Source organism: Streptomyces sp. NPDC093018 (genome assembly GCF_040684035.1).
Taxonomy (GTDB): Bacteria; Actinomycetota; Actinomycetes; order Streptomycetales; family Streptomycetaceae; genus Streptomyces; species Streptomyces murinus.
The window spans coordinates 239,597-262,629 of record NZ_JBFBFF010000007.1; the positions used below are offsets into that span (position 1 = coordinate 239,597).

General features: G+C 71.7%; 21 protein-coding genes and 1 pseudogene. 18 read left to right on the forward strand and 4 right to left on the reverse strand.

Annotation, left to right across the window (positions count from 1 at the left end; all coding sequences use genetic code 11):
• Positions 1–11: 11 nt before the first annotated feature.
• On the forward strand, positions 12–1,058 hold the full coding sequence (locus AB0N90_RS18645) for a DUF5937 family protein (protein ID WP_361682083.1): 1,047 nt from the start codon (positions 12–14) through the stop codon (positions 1,056–1,058).
• Positions 1,059–1,127: 69 nt separating this feature from the next.
• On the opposite strand, the gene AB0N90_RS18650 is transcribed toward AB0N90_RS18645, so the two are convergent.
• Positions 1,128–1,736 carry a TetR/AcrR family transcriptional regulator gene (locus AB0N90_RS18650; RefSeq protein ID WP_365197823.1) on the reverse strand — a complete coding sequence of 203 codons (609 nt, stop codon included), beginning with the start codon at positions 1,734–1,736 and terminating at the stop codon, positions 1,128–1,130.
• A 140-nt stretch (positions 1,737–1,876) separates the two neighbouring features.
• On the opposite strand from AB0N90_RS18650, the gene AB0N90_RS18655 reads away from it, so the two are divergent.
• Positions 1,877–3,322, forward strand: a complete 1,446-nt coding sequence (locus AB0N90_RS18655; RefSeq protein ID WP_365197826.1) for an aldehyde dehydrogenase family protein — start codon at positions 1,877–1,879, stop codon at positions 3,320–3,322.
• Between the two features lie 254 nt (positions 3,323–3,576).
• Here AB0N90_RS18655 and AB0N90_RS18660 read toward each other — a convergent pair whose 3' ends face one another.
• Positions 3,577–4,179, reverse strand: a complete 603-nt coding sequence (locus AB0N90_RS18660; protein ID WP_365197829.1) for a sigma-70 family RNA polymerase sigma factor — start codon at positions 4,177–4,179, stop codon at positions 3,577–3,579.
• A gap of 848 nt (positions 4,180–5,027) precedes the next feature.
• Here AB0N90_RS18660 and AB0N90_RS18665 point away from each other — a divergent pair.
• On the forward strand, positions 5,028–6,287 hold the full coding sequence (locus AB0N90_RS18665; RefSeq protein WP_365197832.1) for a citrate/2-methylcitrate synthase: 1,260 nt from the start codon (positions 5,028–5,030) through the stop codon (positions 6,285–6,287).
• 130 nt (positions 6,288–6,417) lie between these two features.
• Here AB0N90_RS18665 and AB0N90_RS18670 read toward each other — a convergent pair whose 3' ends face one another.
• A complete protein-coding gene (locus AB0N90_RS18670; RefSeq protein WP_365197835.1) occupies positions 6,418–7,320 on the reverse strand; it encodes a LysR family transcriptional regulator in 903 nt (300 codons plus the stop codon).
• Between the two features lie 99 nt (positions 7,321–7,419).
• Between AB0N90_RS18670 and AB0N90_RS18675 the strand changes: the two genes are divergently transcribed.
• Both AB0N90_RS18675 and AB0N90_RS18680 read left to right on the forward strand, forming a co-directional pair.
• Positions 7,420–8,163: an SDR family oxidoreductase gene (locus tag AB0N90_RS18675; protein ID WP_361682101.1), complete on the forward strand. Its 744-nt coding sequence runs from the start codon at positions 7,420–7,422 to the stop codon at positions 8,161–8,163.
• Between the two features lie 37 nt (positions 8,164–8,200).
• Positions 8,201–8,466: pseudogene (locus AB0N90_RS18680) on the forward strand (deoxyxylulose-5-phosphate synthase); the annotation flags it as partial.
• Here the strand turns inward: AB0N90_RS18680 and AB0N90_RS18685 are convergent.
• Complete coding sequence (locus AB0N90_RS18685; RefSeq protein WP_365197838.1) at positions 8,453–9,352, reverse strand: virginiamycin B lyase; 900 nt, start codon at positions 9,350–9,352, stop codon at positions 8,453–8,455. The pseudogene AB0N90_RS18680 and the gene AB0N90_RS18685 overlap by 14 nt on opposite strands.
• Before the next feature lie 375 nt (positions 9,353–9,727).
• Between AB0N90_RS18685 and AB0N90_RS18690 the strand changes: the two genes are divergently transcribed.
• The 13 genes from AB0N90_RS18690 (at position 9,728) to AB0N90_RS18750 (ending at position 23,027) form a co-directional block, all read left to right on the forward strand.
• Positions 9,728–10,441, forward strand: coding sequence for a Sua5/YciO/YrdC/YwlC family protein (locus AB0N90_RS18690; RefSeq protein WP_365197841.1), 714 nt, complete (start codon positions 9,728–9,730; stop codon positions 10,439–10,441).
• Between the two features lie 77 nt (positions 10,442–10,518).
• Positions 10,519–11,802 (forward strand): citrate/2-methylcitrate synthase, encoded by a 1,284-nt coding sequence (locus AB0N90_RS18695; protein ID WP_365197844.1) that lies wholly within the window; start codon positions 10,519–10,521, stop codon positions 11,800–11,802.
• A 461-nt stretch (positions 11,803–12,263) separates the two neighbouring features.
• Positions 12,264–13,697 carry an MmgE/PrpD family protein gene (locus AB0N90_RS18700; protein WP_365197847.1) on the forward strand — a complete coding sequence of 478 codons (1,434 nt, stop codon included), beginning with the start codon at positions 12,264–12,266 and terminating at the stop codon, positions 13,695–13,697.
• A gap of 93 nt (positions 13,698–13,790) precedes the next feature.
• Positions 13,791–14,504 (forward strand): dienelactone hydrolase family protein, encoded by a 714-nt coding sequence (locus AB0N90_RS18705; RefSeq protein WP_365197849.1) that lies wholly within the window; start codon positions 13,791–13,793, stop codon positions 14,502–14,504.
• A gap of 191 nt (positions 14,505–14,695) precedes the next feature.
• The gene (locus AB0N90_RS18710) at positions 14,696–15,604 is read left to right on the forward strand and encodes a phytanoyl-CoA dioxygenase family protein (protein WP_361682120.1); all 909 of its coding nucleotides are present in this window, start codon (positions 14,696–14,698) and stop codon (positions 15,602–15,604) included.
• A complete protein-coding gene (locus tag AB0N90_RS18715) occupies positions 15,601–16,845 on the forward strand; it encodes an MFS transporter (protein ID WP_365197852.1) in 1,245 nt (414 codons plus the stop codon). Before AB0N90_RS18710 ends, AB0N90_RS18715 begins: the two co-directional genes overlap by 4 nt.
• Positions 16,846–16,879: 34 nt before the next feature.
• Positions 16,880–17,092 carry a hypothetical protein gene (locus AB0N90_RS18720; protein ID WP_361682126.1) on the forward strand — a complete coding sequence of 71 codons (213 nt, stop codon included), beginning with the start codon at positions 16,880–16,882 and terminating at the stop codon, positions 17,090–17,092.
• Complete coding sequence (locus AB0N90_RS18725) at positions 17,092–18,456, forward strand: ATP-grasp domain-containing protein (protein WP_365197855.1); 1,365 nt, start codon at positions 17,092–17,094, stop codon at positions 18,454–18,456. The genes AB0N90_RS18720 and AB0N90_RS18725 overlap by 1 nt, the downstream gene beginning before the upstream one ends.
• A 47-nt stretch (positions 18,457–18,503) precedes the next feature.
• The gene (locus AB0N90_RS18730) at positions 18,504–19,724 is read left to right on the forward strand and encodes an MFS transporter (protein WP_365198064.1); all 1,221 of its coding nucleotides are present in this window, start codon (positions 18,504–18,506) and stop codon (positions 19,722–19,724) included.
• Between the two features lie 149 nt (positions 19,725–19,873).
• Positions 19,874–21,073: a hypothetical protein gene (locus AB0N90_RS18735; protein ID WP_365197858.1), complete on the forward strand. Its 1,200-nt coding sequence runs from the start codon at positions 19,874–19,876 to the stop codon at positions 21,071–21,073.
• 92 nt (positions 21,074–21,165) lie between these two features.
• Positions 21,166–21,963: a cupin domain-containing protein gene (locus tag AB0N90_RS18740; protein ID WP_365197860.1), complete on the forward strand. Its 798-nt coding sequence runs from the start codon at positions 21,166–21,168 to the stop codon at positions 21,961–21,963.
• Positions 21,964–22,033: 70 nt separating this feature from the next.
• On the forward strand, positions 22,034–22,219 hold the full coding sequence (locus AB0N90_RS18745) for a tautomerase family protein (protein ID WP_361682136.1): 186 nt from the start codon (positions 22,034–22,036) through the stop codon (positions 22,217–22,219).
• Positions 22,212–23,027 (forward strand): cupin domain-containing protein, encoded by an 816-nt coding sequence (locus AB0N90_RS18750; protein ID WP_365197864.1) that lies wholly within the window; start codon positions 22,212–22,214, stop codon positions 23,025–23,027. The genes AB0N90_RS18745 and AB0N90_RS18750 overlap by 8 nt, the downstream gene beginning before the upstream one ends.
• Positions 23,028–23,033 lie beyond the last annotated feature (6 nt).

The following is a 23,033-nucleotide window of genomic DNA, read 5'->3' on the forward strand; positions in this document are numbered from 1 at the left end:
TTGATTCGAACATGTGTGAATCCTCGGGGGTGTTCGTCATGGCCGAACTGGCCTTCACGGCCGGCGACCTGGCACAGGTACGGTTCGTCGTCTCACCGATGTGGCAGGTGGTGACCAGCTTCCGGCTGCTCTCGAACCACGCCGACCACGCCCGCCACGCCGACCGCACCTCCGTGTCCCCGGTGCACCGCCCGTGGATCGAGCAGGTCCGGCCACGGCTGGCCGCCGCCGGACTGCACCGGGGATGGCTCGCCGGGCTGATCCCGCCGGCCGGCTTCTTCCCCTACTTCCTCAACCCCGCTCCCACCGGCGCGGCCCCGACCCTCGCCACGGAACTGGCCGCCGTCCGGAACGCCGACGCCGACCGGATCCGCCGCGACCTCGACCACCTCGCACACCATCAGGGCCCCCTCGACCCCCGCCTGCGATCGCTGCGCCACGACCCGGACACCCGCCTGGCCCGCCTCACCGAGGAGATCCACACCTACTGGGAACTGGCCCTCGCCCCCTACTGGGCACGCATCCGGGCGACGCTGGACACCGATGTCTTCCACCGCGCCCACCAGGTCGCCGAGCACGGCGCGGGCCACGTCCTCAACGACCTGCACACCGCGGTGAGATGGGACGACGGCAAGCTGCACCTCACCCGCCGGAGCAGACCCCTGTCCCGCGCCGCGGCGGGCCCCGGACTCCTGCTGGTGCCCTCCGCCTTCACCGGCCCGCGCGTACCCACCCGGGTCGCACCCCCCGAACCACCGCAACTCGTCTACCCGGCCCGCGGCACCGCATCGATCTGGACACCCCGTCCCGCCACCGGCACCGACGCCCTCGCCGCCGTACTCGGCCGCTCGCGGACCCGTCTGCTGACCGAACTGGACAGCCCGGCCTCCACCACCCAGCTGGCCCACCGCACCGGCCTGTCCCCGGCCGCCGTGTCCCACTACCTCACCGCGCTCCGCGACGCGGGCCTGGTGAGCGCCCACCGGGCCGGCCGCTCCGTCCTCTACGCCCGCACCACCGCCGCCGAGACTCTCCTCGAAGCAGCCGCCGACGCCTGAGACGTCAGCGCCGGGCAGCGGCCGGAAGCCGCGCAACTCGCCGCCGTACACAGGGCGTTGCGAGCACCCTCAAGCGCCGCCCACCGCCCTGAGGATGAACGGCAGCAGCCGGTCGGCCGTGCGCTCCGCGGTGACCGCGTCGACCTGGTCCGGCCGCCGGGGAGTGAGGAGGAACCTGCTCATCACCGGCCCCGCGACCACGTCGCCCAGGAGATCGATGTCCTCGACCGGGGGGATCTCCCCTCGGTCGACCGCCCGCCGCACCGCCTCCTCCACCCGTCGGTGCACCGGGCTGAGGAAGGCGTCGGTGAGGGCCTCGGCCAGGGCGGTGTTCTGGGTGGCTTCGCCGATCAAGGCCTGCATCAGCCGGCCGCCCTCGCCGGTCAGCGTGGCCGCCTTGGCGCGCAGGACGGCCCGCAGGTCGCCTTCGAGGCTGCCGGTGTCGGGCTGCGTGTCGAGGGTCTCGTTGTAGGCCGCGGCCGCGGCGATCACAAGGTCGTCCTTGGAGGACCAGCGGCGGTAGAGCGTCGCGGTGGAGACGCCCGCGCGGGCGGCCACCGCGGCGGTGGTCAGCCCGCCGTAGCCGCTCTCGGTCAGGATGGCCAGCGTGGCGCCCAGCAGCGCCTGGTCCCGCCCGGCGTCCCGGGGCCGCCCGCGGCGCGGCGCCGCCTCAGACATCGCGCATCCGGGCACGGCGGCGGTCGGACGCGCCGGTCGTGGCCGCCGTACCGGCTGGGTCGGGGAACGTGGTGCAGACCATGCCATCAGCATACCGTCAAACGAAACGAAAATATTTCGTTTCGTATATGGTCGCGGGTATGAGCGCCTCCACCGAAGCACGGTCTGCCGAAGCCCCGTCCGCCGAAGCCCCGCCCACCGGTGCCGTGCCGCCTGCCGACGCGGCGGCGACCGTCGCCCGCCTGCACTCCGCCTTCGCCACCGGCCGCACCAGGCCGATCAGCCGGCGGAAGACCCAGCTGCGCGGCCTGCGCCGACTGCTGACCGAGCAGGAGGACGTCTTCGCCTCGGCCCTGCGTGCCGACCTCGGCAAGAGCGCCGTCGAGGCGTACGTCACCGAGATCGGCTTCACGGTCAAGGAGATCGACCACACCCTCCGCCACCTGGACCGCTGGCTGAGCCCCCGCACGGCCTCCGTGCCGCTGACGCTGCGCCCGGCCAGGGCCCGCACCGTACGGGAGCCCCTGGGCACCGTCCTGATCATCAGCCCCTGGAACTACCCGCTCCAGCTGGCCCTGGCCCCGCTCGTCGGCGCCCTCGCCGCGGGCAACTGCGCCGTCGTCAAGCCCAGCGAACTCGCCCCCGCGACCTCGGCGGCGCTCGCCCACTGGCTGCCCCGCGCCCTGGACCCGGAGGCGGTGGCCGTCGTGGAAGGCGGCGTACCGGAGACCACCGCCCTGCTGGAACAGCGCTTCGATCACGTCTTCTACACCGGCAACGCCGCCGTGGGACGCATCGTGATGCGCGCCGCGGCGGCCCATCTCACCCCGGTCACCCTGGAGTTGGGCGGCAAGAGCCCCGCCGTTGTCGAGCCCGGCGCCGATCTGCGGGCGGCGGCCCGCCGGATCGCCTGGGGCAAGTACATGAACACCGGCCAGACCTGCGTCGCCCCCGACTACATCCTCGCGATCGGCGAGACCGCCCCCGAGCTCGAACGGCACCTGACCGACGCGATCCACGCGATGTACGGCGCCGACCCCGCCACCAGCGGCGACTACGGCCGCATCGTCAACGAACGCCACTTCGACCGGCTGACCGCGCTGCTGGCGGACGGCCGTACGGTCACCGGTGGCGTGTACGACCGTACGACCCGCTACATCGCCCCCACCGTGCTCGCCGATGTCGCCCCCGAGGCACCGGTGATGCGGGAGGAGATCTTCGGCCCGATCCTGCCGATCGTCCGCGTCCCCGACCTGGACGCCGCGATCGACTTCATCACCGCACGGGACAAGCCCCTCGCGCTGTACGCCTTCACCGCCTCCGCCCGCTCCAAGCGCCGCCTCGCCACGGAGACTTCTTCGGGCGCTCTGTCCTTCGGCGTCCCCAACGCCCATCTCGCCGTCCCCGGCCTGCCGTTCGGCGGCGTGGGCGCGAGCGGCATGGGCCGCTACCACGGCGAACACTCCGTGGACACCTTCAGCCACCCCAAGGCCGTCCTCGACAAACCGCTGTGGCCGGACACCCTGCGCCTGGCCTGTCCGCCCTTCACCGCACGCAAGACGGGCCTGCTCCGGCGCTTCATGTGACACCACCGGACGCCCACCGCGTACGACCGACCGGTGCGGCGGGCCGCTTTCCGGACGTGAGTACGAACAACTGGGCGTCGACTGCCTCCTGGTGTCCGTGATGGTCGACGGCGCCGCGCGTGCGGCTGTCGCGCAGGCCCATGCGACCCCTCTACGACTACTGGGTGGGCCACTCGGTCCCGGCCCAGTCCGGGGCGACCGCTCCCGCCACGATCACCGCGCCCGGTGGACAGCAATTGGGCTCTCGGCCTTGGCTACTGGAGGGGTGTGAGGGTGTGGGTGAGAGCGGTGAGGGCGCGATGGGTGTGGGTTTTGACGGTGCCGACGGTGACCTGGAGGAGGGTGGCGATCTCGTTCTGTTTGAGGTCGTGCCAGTGGCGGAGGACGAGGGCTTGCTTTTGACGGATGGGGAGTTGCTGGAGGGCTTGGTGGAGAGTGTGGTGGTCGTGGTGCTGGAGAGCGGTGGTCTCGGCGGATAAGACGGTCTCGGTGGTGGTGGACCGGGCGTGGTGGTGGATCGTGTGCTGACGGCGGTGATGCATGCGGGTGAGGTTGTGGATGGTGGTGCGGAGATAGGCGAGGGCGGCTTGCTTCCGGTGGAGGTGGTGCCAGCGTTTGCAGAGCTGGAAGTAGGCCTCGGCGACGATGTTCTCGGGGTCGTCGGCACCGAGACTTGAGGCGAGGCGGAGCAGAGGCGTGTACTGGGTTTGGAAGAGCCGGGTCAGAACCGTCTCCCGGTCGCTTTCCTCAAGGTCCAGGTCGAGGTCCCGGTTCAGATCCGGGTCCCGGTCCGCTTGCGTGGCTGCCGCTGTTTCGTCGGCCGTGGTTGCGCGTGGTGTACGTCTGGTGCCGGTCATGAAGTGGTGACATCCCCTGTTGCGTAGCCGCGTCACGGCCCACGTCCCTCGGATCCCCCGGGCTTCCAGGTGCGCTGCCCGTCGGGGCTCAACTCCGCCGTTTGGGCGTGGTGTCGAGGTGCGGGAGGGAGTGATTCGCCTCGTGCGCCGTGACGTTCTTCGGCTCTTTGCTGTCAATCCATTGCGGGTCGAACCGGTCTGCGGTGCTCTGCTGTCAGGTCGGCGCGTGGAGTCGTCTCCTGTCGAGTCGGCGCGTGGTGATGTGCCATGAACGAGGTGTGCGATCCCGTCGGCACTGGTCTTCGGGATGACCCCGGGGCAGAGGCGAGGATTGGAGCCCGGTGGCGGGATCAGGGAGTGGCCGCGGGTTGCCTCATGGCGGGTGGTTGTCCGGATTCACTCCTTCCGATAGCGCCCGCCCGCTGCTCATTTCACATGTCCGTGAGAGGTGCGGGCGCCCACAACCAGGCTGCGGGAAGGCTGGTTTGTGCTCCGGGCGGCGCGCCGTTCACCCGCCCGCCCCGGACTTCCGGCCATGCCGGCGAGTGAGCGGTCGGGTGGTGATTGTGCCTGGTGAGTGAGCATGCCGGCGCGTCTCGCGGCCAGCGGCCTCGGCTCCTGTGCGCCGCCCCCGGAGTGAGCGTGCCGGCGCACGAGGAGCCGTCTCCTCTGGCTGGTTCGGTGCGCAACTGTTCCCATCCTGTGGGCCCCCGTTGTTGCGTTGATGTGGTGATGCCTGCGTGGCAAGATCCGGCCGAAAACTTACACCTTCGTGTCAACGTTCCGTGGGTCCTGCGCAACTTTTACGTGAGGTTCTCATCCACATTGATCAGAGGGGGACATGCGGCATGAGTGTCGAGGAGTCGGGGATGGACGACGGGATGTGGCTGACGACGGAGCAGGCGGCGAGACGGCTGGGGGTGAAGCGGGAGACGATCTACGCCTACACGAGCCGGGGGTTGCTGCGCAGGGCGAGCGACGGAGCGCGGGGGAGCAGATTCCGGCGCGATGACATCGAGCGTCTTGCGGCGCGGGGGCGCAAGACGCGGGAGCGCGAGGGATCGCGTGCGGTTCTGGAGTCGAGTATCGCTTTGATCCGTAACGACCGGTTGTTCTACCGCGGTTACGACGTGCTGCTGCTGTGCCGGGGGATGGGCTTCGAGAACGTGTCCCATCTGCTGTGGGGGGCGAGTGTGGAGGCGTTGCCCGCGGTGCCGCGCGCATGGGCGTTCCCGCAGGAGTGGCGGGCGATCGCCGAAGCGGACCGGGACCGTTTCCCACTGCCGTTGGACCGGATCGTCTCCGGGCTCGCCGCCCTGTCGGGGTCCGGGCATCGCAGTGTGATCGAGGAGGACTGCACCGTCGAGGCGCAGCGGATCATCGCCTACGCCGTGTACTGCGCGACCGGGGTGCTGCCGGTGGAGCACGGCGGGGTGGCCGGGGCGTTGGCGAAAGGGCTGCTGCCCGCGTCGGAGCGAGCGGTGATGCCGCCCGCGCTGGTGTCCCTCGTGGACGTGGCGCTGAATCTGGCGGCGGAGAACGGGCTGGCGGCGCCGACGGTGTGCAGCCGGATCGTCGCCTCCGTCGGGGGCGACATGAAGGCGGCCGTACTGGCCGGGCTGTGCGCGATGCGGGGCACCGCCCCCGGGGCGGCGGCGTACCGGGTGGAGGAACTGCTGGGCCGCTACTACGAGAACCCGGGCTGTGCGCAGGTCGCCAAGCTCATCGCCTCGGACCGGCCGGTGCCGGGGATCGGGCATCTGGCGTTCCGCCAGCGGGACCCGCGGGCGGCGATCCTGCTGGAGCGGATGGCCGCGGAGTGGCCCCCGGACGCCGAACTGCCCGCGGGCGGTGCGCTGCGGATGGCCGCCCTGCGCGAGGCCCTCGCGGACATCCGCGAGGCCGGCCTGGTCCCGGTCAACCTCGACTTCGCCGTGAGCGCCCTGTGCTTCGTCGCCGGTATGAGCCCGGGGGCGGGGGAAGCCCTGTTCTCCATAGCCCGGATCTCCGGATGGGTCGCCCATCTGCTGGAACAGCTGGCCCAGAACACCAACTTCCGCATGCAGTTCGTCTACACCGGCCCCGTCCTGCGCGGCAGCAACGGCTGATCGCCAACCGGTCGACGGGCGCCGCCGCAACCCACGGCGGCGCCCGCCCCGGGTAACACTTTCCAGCGCGCCGACACCCGGCAGCACTGTCCGGTCACCCGAGACCGTTCGAAGACATCGGCCCGGGACGTCAGTTGACCGGCAGCGCGCTGTTCTCCTGCGGGGCGACTGCGCCGAGCAGGGTACGCGCGACGTCTTCCAGCGATCCGAGCAGCGGGTTCGGGTCGCCGGCGCGCGTGACGAGCACAACCTCGCAGGGATCGCTGTCGATCACGGGCACCAGGGCGATGTCCTCGCGCACGGCGGCGCGTCGATCACTGGCCGGGAAGACCGCGACACAGTGGCCGGTGGCGACGAGCTCCAGCTTGTCCTCGAAGCTGTCGTCGATCGTGGGCTGAAGCGGCGCCGGTCGGCCGCCGACCGGCTTGGGAGTGCTCCAGAGGACCGGGGTGCTCACGCAGGCCACCAGTTCCTCGTCCGACAGGGCCCGCATGCTGACTGCCTTCTCGTCCGCCAGAGGATGACTCGCCGATGTGACGAGCACCCGCGGTTCCTCATGGAGCGTGGTCACCCGGAAGCCGCCCGTGGAGAAGGGCAGGGGTTTGTAGGCGATGAGGGCGTCGACCCGCCCCTCGGCGAGCGCGCGCGTGTCCCGCCAGTCGAGGTGCCGGGTGCGGACCTGGCCTTCAGGGTGCCGACGGCGCAGTTCCTGCATACAAGCCGTGATGACCAGCCCTTCGGCGCAGCCGACGGTGAGGGCACGAGGCCGCACGGCGGCTCTGGCAACACGAGCGGCCAACTCGGCGTCCTGGAGCAGGATCCGGGCCCGCGGAAGGAACGCCCGACCGGCGTCGGTCAGGCTGCTGCCCTGCGGCGAGCGGTTGAGAAGCCGGACCCCGACCTGAGCTTCCAGTCGCTGGATCTGGCGGCTCAGCGACGGCTGCGCCAGGTGCAGCCTGGTGGCGGCCCGGCCGAAGTTGCCGTACTCCGCCACGACCGTGAAATAGCGCACGAGCCGCAGATCGACGTCCATCCGCCCAGCGTACGTCGCGTGCCGCCATGCGCCCGGCGCATGACGGCATACGGAACGGGTCTTGGACACGGTGTGCCAGCAGCCATTTGGCTTGCGGGCATGACCACTTATGACGGCAAGAAGATCGTGATCACGGGCGGAAGCAGCGGTATCGGCCTGGCTGCGGCCCGGTTGTTCGCGGACGGCGGGGCGCACGTATTGATCACCGGCCGCACCCGGTCCACCCTGGACACCGCGCTGGAGGAACTGGGTGACAAGGCGATCGCCGTCCGCAGCGACGCCGCGTCCCTGAAGGAGATCAAGGCGCTGGCCGACACGGTTCAGGAGCGGTTCGGCGCGGTGGACGCGCTGTTCGTCAACGCCGGCGTCACCGCGTCCGCGCCGTTCGAGTCGACGACGGAGGAAATGTACGACGCGCTGTTCGACATCAACACCAAGGGCCCGTACTTCACGGTGCAGGCGCTGGCGCCGCTGATGCGCGAGGGAAGCGGGGTGGTCCTCACCACGTCGGTGGTCAATGTCCTGGGCCTCGACGCGCTCAGTGTCTACTCGGCGAGCAAGGCGGCCCTGCGGTCGATGACGCGCACGCTGGCCCGCGAGCTGCTGCCGCGGAAGGTGCGTGTCAACGCCGTGAGCCCCGGCCCGACCGACACGGGCATCCTGGACCGCACCGTCCCCGCCGATGTCGCCGAGACGGTGAAGGACACCTACCGGAGCACCAACCCGATGCAACGGCTCGGGACGTCCGAGGAAGTGGCCGCCGCGGTGGCCTACTTGGCGTTCGGTGCGACCTTCTCCACGGGAACGGAGTTCCCCGTCGACGGAGGGGCGTCGCAGCTCTAGGCCGTCGCGGCACGGGACGACGGGCCATCAGACCGGCGCGTTCGCGGCGCCCCGGCGGCAGGACCTCGCGGCATGGCGGGCGCTCACCGTGCCGTGCCGCTGTACGCAGGAGTGGGATTCCACACGAACTGCTGCGGCGGGCCCGGTCACCGGCCGCGCACTCCGCGCGAGATGCGCGAGCCGATGGCGTACGCGCGGCGCGGTGGCACGCCGGTCGCCGAGGCGCTCGTACGGCGTGATCCGCCACGGCACGGGCCCACCGGGCGTTCCCGTCCCCGGGGGCCGGGGCTCAGCGGGGTGTGAGCCGTGCGACCGCGCCGGTCTCCAGGGCGGTCCAGACCGTACCGTCCGGTGCCACGGTGATGCCGTGCGGTTCGGAGGAGGGGCTGGGCAGGTCGTGCTCGTCGATCCGGCCGCCGGGGGTGATCCGGCCGATGCGGTTGGCGCCCCATTCGGTGAACCAGCAGTTTCCGTCGGCGTCGGCCGCGATGGCGTGCGGGCGGGACGCGCGGTCGGGCAGGGCGAATTCGTCGATCGTTCCGTCCGGTGTGATCCGTCCGATCAGGCCGGCGCCGATCTCGACGAACCACAGGGCGCCATCGGCGCCCGCCGTGATGCCGACCGGGGCACCGGCCGGTGTCGGCAGCGGGTTGACGACGACCGTGCCGTCGACCCCGATGGCGCCGATCGCGTTCGCCCGGTTCATGGTGAACCACAGGCGGCCGTCGGGGCCGTTGGCGATGGCCGAGGGGAAGGCTCCCGGGAGCAGGAGAGGGAACTCGGTGATGTCACCGCCGGGCGTGATGCGGCCGATCCGGTCGGCGCCCGCCTCGGTGAACCACAGCGCCTCGTCCGGGCCGACGGTGATGCCGAACGGCCCGGCGTCCGGCGTCGGCAGCGGGAAGGAGGCGATGGTCCCGGTCGTGGTGATGCGACCGATCCGGTGGCCGCGGAACTCGGTGAACCACAGCGCGCCGTCGGGCCCCGTCGTGATGACCGACGGTCCGCCGGAAGGGAGTTCGAGCTGGTAGGAGGTAACGCTGCCATCGGGGGCGAGGCGGCCGATCCGGCCGTGATGGACCAGGGTGAACCACAGTGCGCCGTCGGGGCCGCAGGTGATGCCATAGGGACCGGCCTCCCTGTCGGACACGGGGAATTCCGCGATCAGTGGGGTCGGGCGGCGTGGCATGGGGCGGTTCCCTCGGCGGTGGGTGGTGGAGTTCGGCGACTGCGGATGCTATCCGAAGGACTCCGTAACCACTCCTTCGCTTTGTGTCACCGCGCGATGCAACCGCTTTCCCGTCCTGTATCGCAGCCCCGTATCGCAGTCCTGTATCGCCTCTGTGTATGTGCGTCCCGTTTCACCGTGGTGCGTCTTTGCTTCGCGTTCGCGTATCCCGCGTTTCGCCGTGCGCCCGGGCCGTCGCCTCGGGTTTCTGTGGATGTTGATTGATTTGCTAATCACGATTGACCGTGGCGCGGGGTCCTGCGGAGACTGGGTAATGATCGAGACCGGGCTGCGATCTGCGTCCGGCAGTATGTGGCGGCTTTGAATGGAGGTGTCATGGCGGGCCTGATCCTTGAGGAATCCGAGTCTTCCCTGGCCGAGGTGGCGGGTATTCTCGGTGACGGCGGTGTCGTCGTCGTTCCGAGCCGGACGAATTATGTGCTGATCTGTGACGCGGAGAACGAAAAGGCGATCGCGCGTGTCTTCGAGGCGAAGAAGCGCACAAAATTCGGTCCGTTGACACTCGCGGTGCCGAGGATCGAGGACACGGAAAAGTATGTCGGGTTCCCCACGGGATTCGGGCTGCCCGAGCTGAAGCGGATCTGGCCGGCGGAGATCTCGTTCATCTTCGATCTCACGTACCCGTTCTCGCCGCGGATGACGATGGGCGCGAACACCGTCGCGGTGATGTACCAGCGCTCCTGCGCGCTGAACCGGCTCCTGGAGGTGTTCGGGCGGCCGGTCGCGCTGACCTCGGCGAACCTGTCGGGGCAGGGGAACTTCGTCGTCACCCGCGAGAAGGCGATCGCGGACGTCGGCGGCGCGGTGGACGCGGTCCTGGTGAACGACCGCGACGACGAGTGCGTCGATGTCGAGGCCGAGGGCGTCAACCCGTCGAACACCATCGTGGACTTCACCTTCGAGCGTCCTTACCTGGTGCGCGACGGCGCCTACCCGCCCCCGCTGCTGCTGCCCGTCATCCCGGACCTGGTCCTCGACACCGACGCCTACAAGGCCGCGCTGGCCAAACGCCTGAGCGTGGCGCTGTGAGGCACACGGCCACCACAGCCACCGCGGTCGGCGCAGCCGACGCAGCCCACGGACACACGAACTAGGGGACGACCTGGATGAGCAGGACAGCGCACGAGACGCCCGGGGTACCCGAGCCGCGGACCGCCGCCGGGAAGAACGTCGTACAAGCCGAACTCGCCGTCAGCGAGCCGGTGATGGGACGCCCGGCCGTCGCGGCGGCGGATCTGGCACGCGAGGGCTACCTGGTCTACGACCCGGGCCTGGCCGACACCGCGATATGCCGGTCCGAGATCACCTACATCGACGGTGACGCGGGCATCCTCCTCTACCGCGGCTATCCCGCCCAGCAGGTCGCCGAGAAGTGTACGTTCCTCCAGACGGCCCACCTCCTGACCACCGGTGAACTGCCCACCGGCGCCCAGGAGGAGCAGTGGCTCGCCCGGATCGCGGCCAGCACACTGCCCGGAAACCCGGTCTGGGGGCCGCTGTTCGACGCGATGCCGGCCGGGACGCACCCCATGGCGATGCTCGCCGCCGCGACCTCCGTGATGACCTCGCTCGCCCCCGACGGCGCGTCCTCCATCGAGCAGGCCGGCTTCGACCTGCTCGCGACGATGCCGGTCCTGGCCGCCCACGCCTTCGCCCGCGTCGAGGACCGGCCCCGACGGCCGTACGACCCGTCGGCCGGGTACGTCGAGAACTTCCTGCACATGTGCTTCGGGGACAGTCCGGTCGCCACCGACCCGGCGATGGTCCATGCCCTGGAGACACTGCTGGTCCTGCACGCCGACCACGAGCAGAACTGCTCGACCGCGACGCTGCGCCTGGTCTCCTCCAGCAACGCCGGGTTCTTCTCCTCCGTCAGCGCGGCCCTGTCCGCCCTGTGGGGACCGCTGCACGGCGGCGCGAACCAGGCCGTGATCGAGATGCTCCAGGCCATTCGCGACGACGGCGGCGACCTGGGCAAGTACGTGGCCAAGGCCAAGGACCGCAACGACCCCTTCCGCCTCATGGGATTCGGCCACCGGGTGTACCGCACCTTCGACGCCCGCGCCCGGGTGATCCGTGAAGTGGCCCGCGAGGTGTGCGGCAAGGCGGCCCACGACCCGCTGCTCGACATGGCCCTGGAGCTGGAGGAGATCGCTCGCAACGACGAGTTCTTCCTCGAACGCAAGCTCTACCCGAACGTCGACTTCTACTCCGGCCTGATCTACCGGGCCATGGGCTTCCCCGTCGAGATGTTCACCGCGCTGTTCGCCGTCGGGCGCGCGCCCGGCTGGATCGCCCACTGGACGGAGGCGGCCACCGCCCCCGAGCGCCGCATCGGCCGGCCCGCCCAGCTGTACACCGGGCCCAAGACCCGCGACCTCCAGTTCTGAGCCGTCGCCCCAGCCGCGCCCCCGCCGTGCACAAGGACACCCCGGGGGCGCCCCACGGACGGCTGCGCGCGTCTCTCCCTCACAGAGGCGCGCGCAGCCCCTGGCCCGGCCTATCCCGCTCCGTTCCGGTTCGCGCCGCTCCGCTTCGCCGCGGCCGTCGCATCCCGCTTGATTTCCGGCCCGCGCCCCGCACCCGTGTCTATTCTTCCGTCGCACGTCTTTGTTTCGTGTTCTTTTCCGTGGTGTTCCAATGATGCTTTCCGCGGTACGGCCCTCCGCACCGGGCCTGCGCCTTCTTGCTTTCGTGTATGGATCAACTTTCGCTGATACTGATTCGGCGATCAACCTTGACCGGATTCTTTCCCTGCGGCGAATATCTCAGTCGAGCGCCTTCGAGATCCCATGAGCACGTGAGTTTTGTGGGGCGAGGGTGTAGTCGATCCCCCAGGGGGAGGGAAAGGGTGACAGTGTTCATTCCGGAGCAGCGGAAAGAACCTTCAGAGAACGAATCCCGGGCCGCCGCGGCGGAAACACTCGCGGAGTTCGCACACCAGATATACCGCGACGGAATTCCGTCGTCCGTCCAGGAGTACGTCACCAAGCTGATCATCGATCAGCTCGGTCTCCAGCTGGCCTGTTCACGGCTTCCGTGGAGCGAGGCCGCCTACGACTACGTGCGCGAGTTCGGTGCGACGGGATCGTCGACCGTGCTCTTCCACGGGCTGCGCACGCACCCCGAGCACGCGGCGTTCGCCAACGCGACGTTCGGGCACGGCCAGGACTTCGACGACACCTGCCAGATGGTGCAGACCCACGCGGGCGCCGTCATCATCCCGGTCGCGCTGGCCGTGGCCGAGGAGGTCAACGCCACCGGGGAGCAGCTGCTGCGGGCCACCGCCGCCGGCCTGGAGGTCATGCTCCGCGCCGCGCACGCGGTCTCGCCTGACTGCCTGCGCCGCGGGCACCACACACCGCCGGCGGCGGGCCCGTTCGGAGCCGCGATCGCCGCGGGCCTCCTGCACGGCCAGAGCCCGCGGGAGCTGGCGCAGTCGCTGGCGATCGCAGGCAGCTTCTCCGGCGGCCTGATCGAGTACACCCAGTCCGGGGGCTCGGTCAAGCGCATCCACACCGCGATCCCGACCACCGCCGGGATCCGCGCGGTCGCCCTGGCCCGGCGCGGCATGACCGGACCCTTGACCGTCTTGGACGGTGCCAAGGGCTTCGTGAACGTCTTCGCCGACAAGGGCAGCGTCGAGCGCCTCACCGACCGGCTCGGCACCCGGTACATCATCGAGAAGGTGGGCCTGAAGGCGTACAACTGCTGCTACTTCATCCACGCCCCGCTCGAGGCCTTCCAGTTCCTCATGCGGCAGAAGAACCTGACCCCGGACGACATCGCCGAGGTCACGGTGGGGCTGTCCGCGCACGGCGCCGTGCACGTCGGCACCATCGTGCACCCCGTCGACCCGCTCGGCGGCCAGTTCAGCGTCCAGTTCACCCTCGGCATGGCCGCCTACGGTGAGCTGCCCGGCCTGGACAGCTACAGCGACGAACAGCTCGCCGATGCCCGCTTCCACGACTTCGCCGACCGCGTGAAGGTCGAGACCGATCCCGTCGCGGAGGCCGAGTACCCGGAGAACTGGGGCGGCGTCGTCACCCTGACGACCACCGACGGGCACACCTACCGCCGTCGCGTGCGCTACGCCACCGGGACCCCGCAGAACCCCATGACCGGCGACGAGGTCTGGGGCAAGTTCTCCCGGATCACCGCCGACGCGCTGGACGGCGAACAGGCCGCCCACATCCGCGAGATGGTCCACGACCTGCCCGCGCTGGACTCCGTACGACGGCTGTCCGCGCTGCTGGTGCAGCGCGCCCTGCAGCCCAGCCGCTGACGCCCTGCCGCCCCGGCGGGGCCCCCGGCCCCCTCCATCCCCGAAAGCCGCCCAGGCCACCGGACCCGTCCCCTTCAAGGAGAACCGCAGAAGATGAGCGCCCCCCAGGCACGGCAGAACACCCACTTCGTCCGCAACGGCAAAGAGATCCACGCCTACCTCGCGCTGCCCGCGTCCGGCCGTGGGCCCGGCGTGATCCTCATCCAGGAGTGGTGGGGGCTGACCGACCACATCGCCGATGTGGCCGACCGGCTCGCCGAGGCGGGCTTCGTCGCCCTGGCGCCGGACCTGTTCGGCGGCCGTACCACCCACGACTCCGACGAGGCCGGGCAGATGATGAGCGACCTCCCCCTCGAACAGGGTGTCGCGGACCTGGTCGGCGCGGTGGACTGGCTCCTGGAGCACGAGGCCGTCAAGGGCGACGCCCTGGGCACCGTCGGGTTCTGCATGGGCGGCGGCTTCGTCCTCGCGCTCGCCGCGGCCGCCGGTGAGAAGATCGCCGCGGCCGTCCCCTTCTACGGCGTCTTCGCCGGCGAGGACCCCGACTTCTCCGGGATGAAGGCCGCCGTCCTCGGCCACTTCGGGGAGAAGGACACCTACGCCCCGCCGGAGCGCGCACAGGACCTCGCCCGGCAGATCCGCGGCCAGTCCGGCGCCCCCGTGGAGCTCCAGTTCTACCCGGCGGGCCACGCCTTCCACAACGACGAGAACCTCCTCGGCACGTACGACGAGACCCAGGCCCAGCTCGCCTGGAAGCGCACCCTGTCCTTCCTCACCGAACAGCTGACCGTCCCCGCGACCGCCTGACCGGCACCGGTCCGCACCGACCTGATCCACCCCGGCAGGACCGGCCGCCCGACGGCCGGTCCTGGCGGGCCGACCCACCGGGGCCGCCACGACCACCGTGCCGGTACGACACCCGTGCCGCTACGGCCCCGGCCCGCCGCCGGAGCATTCCGCCCCGGCCCGCATTTCTTTTCCTGACGCAGAGGTGAGACATGCACGCTCTCGACGCAACCCAGCTCGACCAGTACGCCGCCAAGGGCTACCTCGTGGTGGAGAACGTCCTCAGCGCTTCCGAACTCCAGGAACTGCGCGAGGTCACCGACAGCTTCGCCGCCCAGGCCGGCGACGAGAACGCCGACCGCCGCATCCTCGACATCGGCGAGCACGAGGGCAGCCCCTACGTGCGGCGCGTCAAGTCGCCCCACCGCCACCACCCGGTCTACGACGCCACGGTGCGCCACCCGCGCATCCTCGACATCGTCGCCGGCCTCCTCGGCAACGACCTGCGCCTGTACGGCAGCAAGATCAACCTGAAGCTGCCCTCCGGCACCGGCGACGCCATCCAGTGGCACCAGGACTGGGGCTTCTACCCGCACACCAACGACTCCCTCGTCGCGGTCGGTGTCCTCCTGGACGACATGACCGAGGAGAACGGGCCCCTCCTGGTCGTCCCCGGATCGCACCTGGGCGAGGTGTACTCCCACAACCAGGGCGGCCGTTTCGCCGGTGCCCTGGACCACACCCAGATCAAGGACATGCTCGACAACGCCGTCCAGCTGACCGCGCCCGCCGGGTCCATCACCCTGCACCACGTCCGCGCCGTCCACGCCAGCGGCCCCAACCGCTCCACCGGTTCCCGCCGGATCATCTTCCAGAACTACGCCGCCGCCGACGCCTGGCCGCTCGTGGGCTGCGGCGCCCCCGGCGACCGCCACCTGTGCGCGGGCGGCGACTGGGACGCCTACCAGGACCTCCTGGTGCGCGGCCAGGACCGCCAGGTCCGCCTCGCCCAGGTCCCGGTCCACCTGCCGCTGCCCGGCGCGAAGGACTCGTCCTCGGTGTTCACCACCCAGAGCGGCGCCGACAAGAACTACTTCGCCTCCTCGGGGGCCATGGAGTGAGCAGCGCCCGCCAGTCCGTCACCCCGCCCGGAGCCGAGGCCGCTCCGGGCGGGGCCGGCGACACGCCCCGCCCCGGCGCCCTGCGCGCCCTGTTCGTCTACCGGCTGATCTCCCGGGCCTACTTCCACCTGCCGGTCCTGTTCGCCTTCCTCTATCTGCACCACCTCGGCATCGCCCTCGCACAGACCCTGCTGGCCCTGTACGGCTTCACCGTGATGGTCTCCGGAGCGTTCGTCGGCCGCTTCTCCGCCGCGTTCGGCCCCCGCACCCTCCTGGTCGGCGGCGAGATCGTCAAGGCCGCGGGCCTGCTGCTGATCGGCACGGTCGCCGGCGGCACCCCGGGCCTGGTCGTGGGACAGGTCCTCAGCGGCTTCGGCTACGCGCTGACCGCGAGCGTCGAGTCCCCGCTGGTGGGCGTCCTGGAACCGGACCGCGAGCGGGCCTCGAAGATCCAGGCCCGCACCCAGAGCTGGATCTTCGCGGTCGTCATGGTCTCCGGCATCGCCGGCGCCGTGATCTTCCAGCACACCCGGCTCACCGTGTTCCTGCTGTCGGCGCTCGCCTGCGCGGCCGCCGCCACCGCCGCCACCGGCGTCGGCTCCGTACGGCTCCCCGCGGCCCGGCCCGCCGCCACCGCAAACACCCCTGCGGAAAAGGGGAGTTGGACGGGCGGGGCCGGATGGTGGATCGCCTACTACGTGTGCCTGCGCGGTGTCGCCCTGGCCGCGTTCGTCGGCTTCATCCCCTACCTGCTGTTCGTGCGCACCAAGGTCTCCCTCGCCCTGTTCGGCGTCCTGCTCGCCGTGTTCAACGTCGCGGCGCTGCTCGTCGCCCGCTGGACCGCGAAACTGCTGCGCACCAAGCCCGCCGCGCTGCTGCTGGCCGCCACCCTCGCCTGCGTCGCCGCCTCGCTCGTCCTGCTCGCGACGACGTCCCGCCTGGTGCCCGTGATCATCGCCATCGCCCTGCTGGGCCTCGGCGCCGGAGCGGCCCGGCCCCTCACCCAGGACGGCCTGTCCGCGCTGGACGGTCCCACCCGGGGCCGGGTGACCGTCCGCATGGAGCAGCTCACCGGAAGCGCCAACACCCTGGTGCTGGTCCTGGGCGGACTCGGCCTGGGCGCCGGCCACGCACCCGCCGTCATGTGGGGCTCGGCCGCCGTCGTCGCCGTCACCGGCGTCGTGATCCTCGCCGCCCGGCCCGGGGCCCGCACCGCGAACCCGGCCCAGGCACTCAACTGACCGGAACAGGCACCCACTCGAGGAGGAACGAGCGATGACCACCCTGGACAGCACCGCACCCGCCCTCGGCACCGCACCGCCCGGCGACCGGCCCCACCCCGCCACCCCCGGACAGCCCCCCGCGGGGGAGCCGTCCCGGCTCGGCGAGGTATGCGCACGCGGACTGTGGCTCGCTCCACGCCCCCTCCACCTCGCGGGATACCCGGACGACCCGGACGACGCCCACATCGTGCGGGGTCTCGACTGATGACCCCCCACCAGGCGGCGCCCCAGGTCCCGGTGCTGCACGTCGGCTGGATGCCCCGGGCCGTGGCCGCACTGGCCCGCGCCGGGGCCCGGGTCACCTGCGCGGTGGCGCCCCGTGACGCCGCCGCGGCCCGGGCGAGCGACACCGTCGCCCGCACCGTCGTCGTACCCGACCCGGCCGGCGCGCAGCATGTGCTGGCCGGGCTGGCCCGCGAGGGCCTGCCGCTGCACTCCTTCACGGCCGTGTGCAGTGTCCTGGAGTACTGCATCGTCCCGGCCCAGATCCTCGACGACCTGCGCCGGGACGGCACGGGCGGCGGCAGCCGCGCGCTGCGGATGCTGGCGATGCGCGACAAGGCCCTGCAGAAGGCACTCGTCCGCGAGGCCGGGCTGCCCGTCGCCGACTGCACCGTCACCGAACACCCCGAGACCACCGAGGTGCCCCCCGCCGCACCGCGCACCGTCCTCAAACCCCTGGACGGCGGCGGAGCGAAGAACACCTTCCTGATCACCGGCCCCGACAGCCTCCGGGCCGCGGTCGCCGCGCTGCGCGCGGACGGGGCGGGCCCCTGGCTGCGCGAGGAGTACATCCCCGGCACCGAGTACCAGGTCGACGGCATCGTCCGCGACGGACGCCTCCTCGTGCTGTCCGTCTCCCGCTATGTGCAGAACCTCATCGAGGTCCACGACGGGGGAGTGGTCGCCCACATCGTGCTGCCGCCCGCGCGGCACCCCGTCCTGTACACGGCGACCCGCGCCCTGACCTCGGCCGCGCTGAAGGCCCTCGGCTACCGGGACGGCCCCTTCCACCTGGAGATGTTCCGGGACGGCGACCGCCTGGTGTTCGGCGAGTGCGCGGCCCGGGTCGGCGGCGGCAGGACCGACGAGGTGGTCCGCCTCGCCTTCGGCGCCGACCTGCGCGACGAATGGGCCCGCATCGTCCTCGGCCGCCCGTCCGTCCTCACCCGCGAACCCGCCCACCGGGAAGGCGCGTTGTTCGCCGGGATGAACCTGCCCGCACCACCGGGCACGGTCCGCCGTGTCCCCACGCGCGAACAGGTCCTCGCCCGCCCGGGCGTCGTGCACGCCGGCATCGAGGTGGCCCCCGGCGACCTCATGCCCGACATCACCGTCGCCTCCCATCTGCGGGCCGGCCTCGCGATCGTCCGCGGCGCCACCGAGGCCGAGACCGAGGAACGGGTGAAGGACCTCGCCCACTGGTTCCACACCCACACGCAGTGCGCACCCACGACGCCGACCGGCGCGCCACCGCCGGGGAGTTCGACTCGGTACGAGGCTTCACCAACTCGCCTCGTCACGCAGGGGAGTTCACCAACCGCCCCCGTTCCCGGGGCCGCCCGGTGAACGCACCCCGCCCGGCCGCCCGCCCCTTCGCGGCGCGCCTGCGCCCGATGCTGCCCGCGCCGGGTGCCGAACGCGCCCTGGCCGCCAGCACGTTGAGCCGCAGCATCGGCAACGGCATCGTCATCACCGTCGTCGTCCTGTACTTCACCCGCCGCCAGCACCTGCCCGCGGGAAGGGTCGGCGGCGCCCTGACCATCGCCGCGCTCGCCGCGATGGCCGCCAGCGTCCCGGCTGGGCGGCTCGCCGACCTGCTGGGCACCCGCCGTATCGCGGTCGGCGCGCTGCTGCTGCAGGGATGCGCCATCGCGGGCTACGCGGCCGTCCACACCTTCACCGGCTTCCTCGCCGCGGCGACGGCCGTCGCGGTCGCGGACTCCGCGTCCACGGCCGCCCGCGGCGCGCTCGTCGCCACCGCCGTCCCCCGCGAACAGCGCATCCGCACCCGCGCCTACCTGCGAGCGGTGACCAACGCCGCCTTCTCCGTGGGGGCGTTGGCCGGAGGGCTCGTCATCGCCCGGAACACCCCCGCCGCCTACACCGCGGCCCTCCCGGTCGGCGGCGCCCTCTTCCTGCTCTCCGGCCTGCTCCTGCTGCCGATCCCCGAGACCCCGCCCGAGCCCGCCCCCGAGGGCGCGCCCCGCTGGATCGTGCTCCGCGACCGCGGCTACATGGGCGTCGGTCTGCTGAACGCCGTACTGATCATGAACGCGGGCATCCTCAACGTCGCCCTGCCCATCTGGATGACCCAGCACACCCCCGTGCCCTCCGCCGCGTTCTCCGGGTTCCTCCTGGTCAACACCGCGCTCGTGGTGTTCTGCCAGATCCGCGCCAGCCGCGGGGTGACCGACGTGCCCACCGGGGCGCGGGCCCTGCGCCGCTGTGGGTGGTGGCTCGCGGCCTGCTGCGCCGCCTTCGCCGCCGCCGCGCACGGCTCCCTCTGGCTCGCGGCCGCCCTGCTCACCGCCGGGGTCGTCGCCCAGAGCGCGGGCGAACTCCTCTACAGCGCGGGCTCCTGGGCGCTGTCGTACGAACTGGCGCCCGAGCACGCGCACGGCCAGTACCAGGGCATGTTCGGGCTGACCTCCCAGCTGGGTACGGCGCTGACACCCGCGGCGACGACATTCGTCATCCTCGGCTGCGGCCCCGCCGGCTGGCTCCTGCTCGGCCTGGCCCTGGCCGCCGCGGGCGCCGCCGCCCCCGTCGTGGCCGCCTACGCCCAGCGCACCCGCCCCTTCACCCCGCACCCCGCGCAGCCGGCTCCCCGCTGACGACACCCGAGCGGCACCCCGCGCCCCCGGCGCGCGCCGCAGTCCCGCACGCCCCGCGCACCCCGCGCGCCGTGGCCCCCGTACGCCCGCAGTCCCCGTACGCCGCTGACCGTGAACCTCCGGTACCACCCCACCTGAAAGGTTCCCGCATGCACCCCACCCTCTCCGCGACCCTCGCCGCGTTCCGCCCCGCGGGCCCGCCCGGAGCCGAGGTACGAGAGCGCCGCCGGCGCCTCGCGGACTTCGTCCGCTCCTGCGAGGACCGCGTCCACCATGCCCCCGCGAGCGAGCGGCAGCGGATGAGAGAACTGCTGGGCTGGGACGACGCCTCCCTGCACCGGTTCATCAACTCGCCGATGTTGGTGCACAGTTCGACCCATGTCGCGATGAACGCGTTCGCGCCGATGCTCACCTTCCCCTGGTTCTGCCTGCGCCTGATGACCCGCGGGGAGGCCGGCACCGACGCCGGCGGGGCCAGCCATCTGCGCACCCTGCTCACCCACAACAACCTCAGCGACAACCGCTGGAAACCCCATGTGTGGTGGCGCCGCGACACCCGGGGCCGCCTGGTCCGCGTCCCCCTGTTCAGCAAACAGCCCCGCTTCAAGCACCAGATCCTCCTCGCCCAGCCCGTCCCCGCCATCGACCCCGACGAGCCCGGCATGACGGACGCGGACCGCGAAGCCCTCCACCTGGCCCGCCACGCCACCAACTACGCCTACTTCGCGATGCTCTACCGCCTCGCCCTAGAGCGCCGCGCCGGCCTCCACCTCCCGCACGCCACCGTCGAGATCCCCCTCGACCTGATGAACGTCCACTCCCTCGACCGGCGGTCACTGCCCCTGTGGCGGGAGGCGATGTACGACCACCGGCTCACCCTGCGCGTGATCGGCGACGACCTCGAACTGCGCGAGGCCGACCGCGCCGAGGCCGCCCGGCTGCCCGCCCCCGACCCACACGATGCGCGCACCACCCTGATCTGCCCCAACTACCTGAACCTGTGGCACTCCTACCGGCTCGGGCTCAGCGCCACCATCGGCACCGAGCGGATGGCCGGCTACGAGGCCGCCATGGCCGACACCCTCGCCCCCTTCCTCGACCGCATCGGGGAGAGCGAGCCCTTCCCGCAGTTCCTCGGCATGTCGAAGGTGGACCTCGACACCGTCGCCCCCCTGCCCGAGGGCCTCCTGGCCGAGCTGCGCGAGGCGGGCGGCCGCCCCTCCTTCCCCCTCTACCTCGCCACCCACGGCGAGAGGCTGCTGCCCGCCCTCGACCGCATGCTGAGCGACGCGCCCCGGGCCCATGCCGACGTCCTCACCCGCCGTCTGCCCGAACCCGTCGCCCCCTGACCCGTCACGCTTCGACGCCCCACCGCCTTTGGCCCGTTGCGGGCATCCCGACCTCCCCGCTCCCACCCGACCACCCCGTGAAGGAGAAGCACATGAGCGCCTACAAGGACTACGGCATCCTCATCCGCGGCAGCGAACTGGAGTTCGACAAAGTGGACGGTGTGCTGGTGAGCCGCCCCGTCGGCCCCCACACCGGCGCCGACTTCGTCCGCGTCGACGTGGTCCGCGTCCCCGCCCTCGCCTGCTGGGAACCCGCCGACTACACCGGCGAGGAGGTCACCGCGGTCGTCTTCGCCGGTACCGGCGCCGCGCGCGTCGGCGCCGAGACCCGGGAGGTGGAGAAGGGCTCCACCGCGTACGCGCCCAGCGGGCAGCCCCTCTCCTTCACCGCGGGCGGCGAGGAGCTGACGGTGTACTTCTGGCGCGGCGACCTCCCCGCGGACGCCGTCCGCGGCACGGACCCCGCCCTGTTCAACTCGGTGCACGACACCTCCGCCGGGATCAGGGACTTCGCCGGTACCGGGGAGGTCGCTCCCGTCGGCAGCGAGCAGCGCGCCTACATGAACTTCCCGCACTGGCCCGGCAACGGCTGCGCCTACCTGTGTGTGAACACCGGCGTCGCCGCCCCCGGGCACACGTTCAACATCCACGGCCACCCCGGCGCGGAGGACGCCCTGTTCGCCCTGCACGGCCGGGGCCAGTTCTTCCTGGGCGACCAGTGGTTCGACATGAGTCCCGGCGACGGGGTCTTCGCCCGAGCGGGAGTCCTGCACGGCACCCGGCACCCCGAGGGCCCCGACGACAGTGCCCGGTTCATCTCCGTGGGCGGCCCGGTGCCCTACGACCCGGCCCTGTACCGCTCGGCGGGCCTGTCGTCCGAGGTCGTCTGACATCGTCCGACCCGCATCGCGCACCACCCGTACAGCAGAATCAACACCGTTTTGGACAAGGAGAGTTCTCATGCCTGTGGTCACCGTCGACTGGTGGGCGGGTCAGGAAGGCGACGCCCGCAAGGAACTGGTCGAGGAGGTCTCGGCGACGGTCGCGCGGATCGCGCACTGCCCGGTGGGCGCCGTCACCGTCATCGTCCGCGACGTCGAACGGTCCCACTGGGCGACCGGTGGCCGGCTCGCGGACCATGACTAGCCCCGCCCCCCGGCCCACCGCCGGGCACCCCGCACGCGGCGCCGTCCTCAAGGCCGCCGACCTCGCCTTCCGTCCGGCCGGAGCCTGCCACGTGGCCGAGGCCGTGGGCCCGCACACCGGCGCGGAAACGGTCCGCCTCGATGTCGTCCGCATCCCCGCGGGCGCCTCCTGGCAGCCGGAAGGAAGCACGGAAGAGGAGAACGTGGCCGTCGTCTTCTCCGGCAGCGGCCACGGCCGCTCCGGCCCCGAACACGCCGGACTCACCCGCGGAGCCGCCCTGTTCGCGCCCACCGGCGACCCCTGCACCCTGACCGCCTCCGCACAGGACGAGCTCCTCGTCTACGTGTGGCGCTCCCGGCTCCTCCCCGGCCGCCGGCACGGCACCGCGCCGCGCAGGTTCAGCCGCCTGGACAACGACGAGACGCAGCTGACCGGGTTCACCGGAACCGGCCAGAGCGAGGCCAGCGCCCGCACCGCCACGATGAACTTCGTGTTCTGGCCGGGCACCGGAACCCCCCAACTGTGCCTGCACTGCGGCATGATGCGCCGCGGCGAGTACTTCAACGTCCACGTCCACCCGGACAGCGAGGAGGCGTTCATCGCCTTCGAGGGCAGCGGCCAGCTCTGCCTGGACGACCGCTGGATCGACGCGAGCGCCGGTGACATCCTCTTCGCCCGGCCCGGAGTCCCGCACGGCACCCGGCTGCCCGACACCCACGCGAGCGACCGCTTCGTCACCTGCGGCGGCCCCACCCCCTTCGACCCCGTCCTCTACGCACGGGCCGGCGTGCCCGGCGAGGTCCGGTGACCGGTC

Coding starts and splice junctions, on each gene's coding strand:
- AB0N90_RS18645 (WP_361682083.1), top strand. CDS start 12: ATGTGTGAATCCTCGGGGGTGTTCGTCATGGCCGAACTGGCCTTCACG.
- AB0N90_RS18650 (WP_365197823.1), bottom strand. CDS start 1,736: ATGTCTGAGGCGGCGCCGCGCCGCGGGCGGCCCCGGGACGCCGGGCGG.
- AB0N90_RS18655 (WP_365197826.1), top strand. CDS start 1,877: ATGAGCGCCTCCACCGAAGCACGGTCTGCCGAAGCCCCGTCCGCCGAA.
- AB0N90_RS18660 (WP_365197829.1), bottom strand. CDS start 4,179: ATGACCGGCACCAGACGTACACCACGCGCAACCACGGCCGACGAAACA.
- AB0N90_RS18665 (WP_365197832.1), top strand. CDS start 5,028: ATGAGTGTCGAGGAGTCGGGGATGGACGACGGGATGTGGCTGACGACG.
- AB0N90_RS18670 (WP_365197835.1), bottom strand. CDS start 7,320: ATGGACGTCGATCTGCGGCTCGTGCGCTATTTCACGGTCGTGGCGGAG.
- AB0N90_RS18675 (WP_361682101.1), top strand. CDS start 7,420: ATGACCACTTATGACGGCAAGAAGATCGTGATCACGGGCGGAAGCAGC.
- AB0N90_RS18685 (WP_365197838.1), bottom strand. CDS start 9,352: ATGCCACGCCGCCCGACCCCACTGATCGCGGAATTCCCCGTGTCCGAC.
- AB0N90_RS18690 (WP_365197841.1), top strand. CDS start 9,728: ATGGCGGGCCTGATCCTTGAGGAATCCGAGTCTTCCCTGGCCGAGGTG.
- AB0N90_RS18695 (WP_365197844.1), top strand. CDS start 10,519: ATGAGCAGGACAGCGCACGAGACGCCCGGGGTACCCGAGCCGCGGACC.
- AB0N90_RS18705 (WP_365197849.1), top strand. CDS start 13,791: ATGAGCGCCCCCCAGGCACGGCAGAACACCCACTTCGTCCGCAACGGC.
- AB0N90_RS18710 (WP_361682120.1), top strand. CDS start 14,696: ATGCACGCTCTCGACGCAACCCAGCTCGACCAGTACGCCGCCAAGGGC.
- AB0N90_RS18720 (WP_361682126.1), top strand. CDS start 16,880: ATGACCACCCTGGACAGCACCGCACCCGCCCTCGGCACCGCACCGCCC.
- AB0N90_RS18725 (WP_365197855.1), top strand. CDS start 17,092: ATGACCCCCCACCAGGCGGCGCCCCAGGTCCCGGTGCTGCACGTCGGC.
- AB0N90_RS18730 (WP_365198064.1), top strand. CDS start 18,504: ATGCTGCCCGCGCCGGGTGCCGAACGCGCCCTGGCCGCCAGCACGTTG.
- AB0N90_RS18735 (WP_365197858.1), top strand. CDS start 19,874: ATGCACCCCACCCTCTCCGCGACCCTCGCCGCGTTCCGCCCCGCGGGC.
- AB0N90_RS18740 (WP_365197860.1), top strand. CDS start 21,166: ATGAGCGCCTACAAGGACTACGGCATCCTCATCCGCGGCAGCGAACTG.
- AB0N90_RS18745 (WP_361682136.1), top strand. CDS start 22,034: ATGCCTGTGGTCACCGTCGACTGGTGGGCGGGTCAGGAAGGCGACGCC.
- AB0N90_RS18750 (WP_365197864.1), top strand. CDS start 22,212: ATGACTAGCCCCGCCCCCCGGCCCACCGCCGGGCACCCCGCACGCGGC.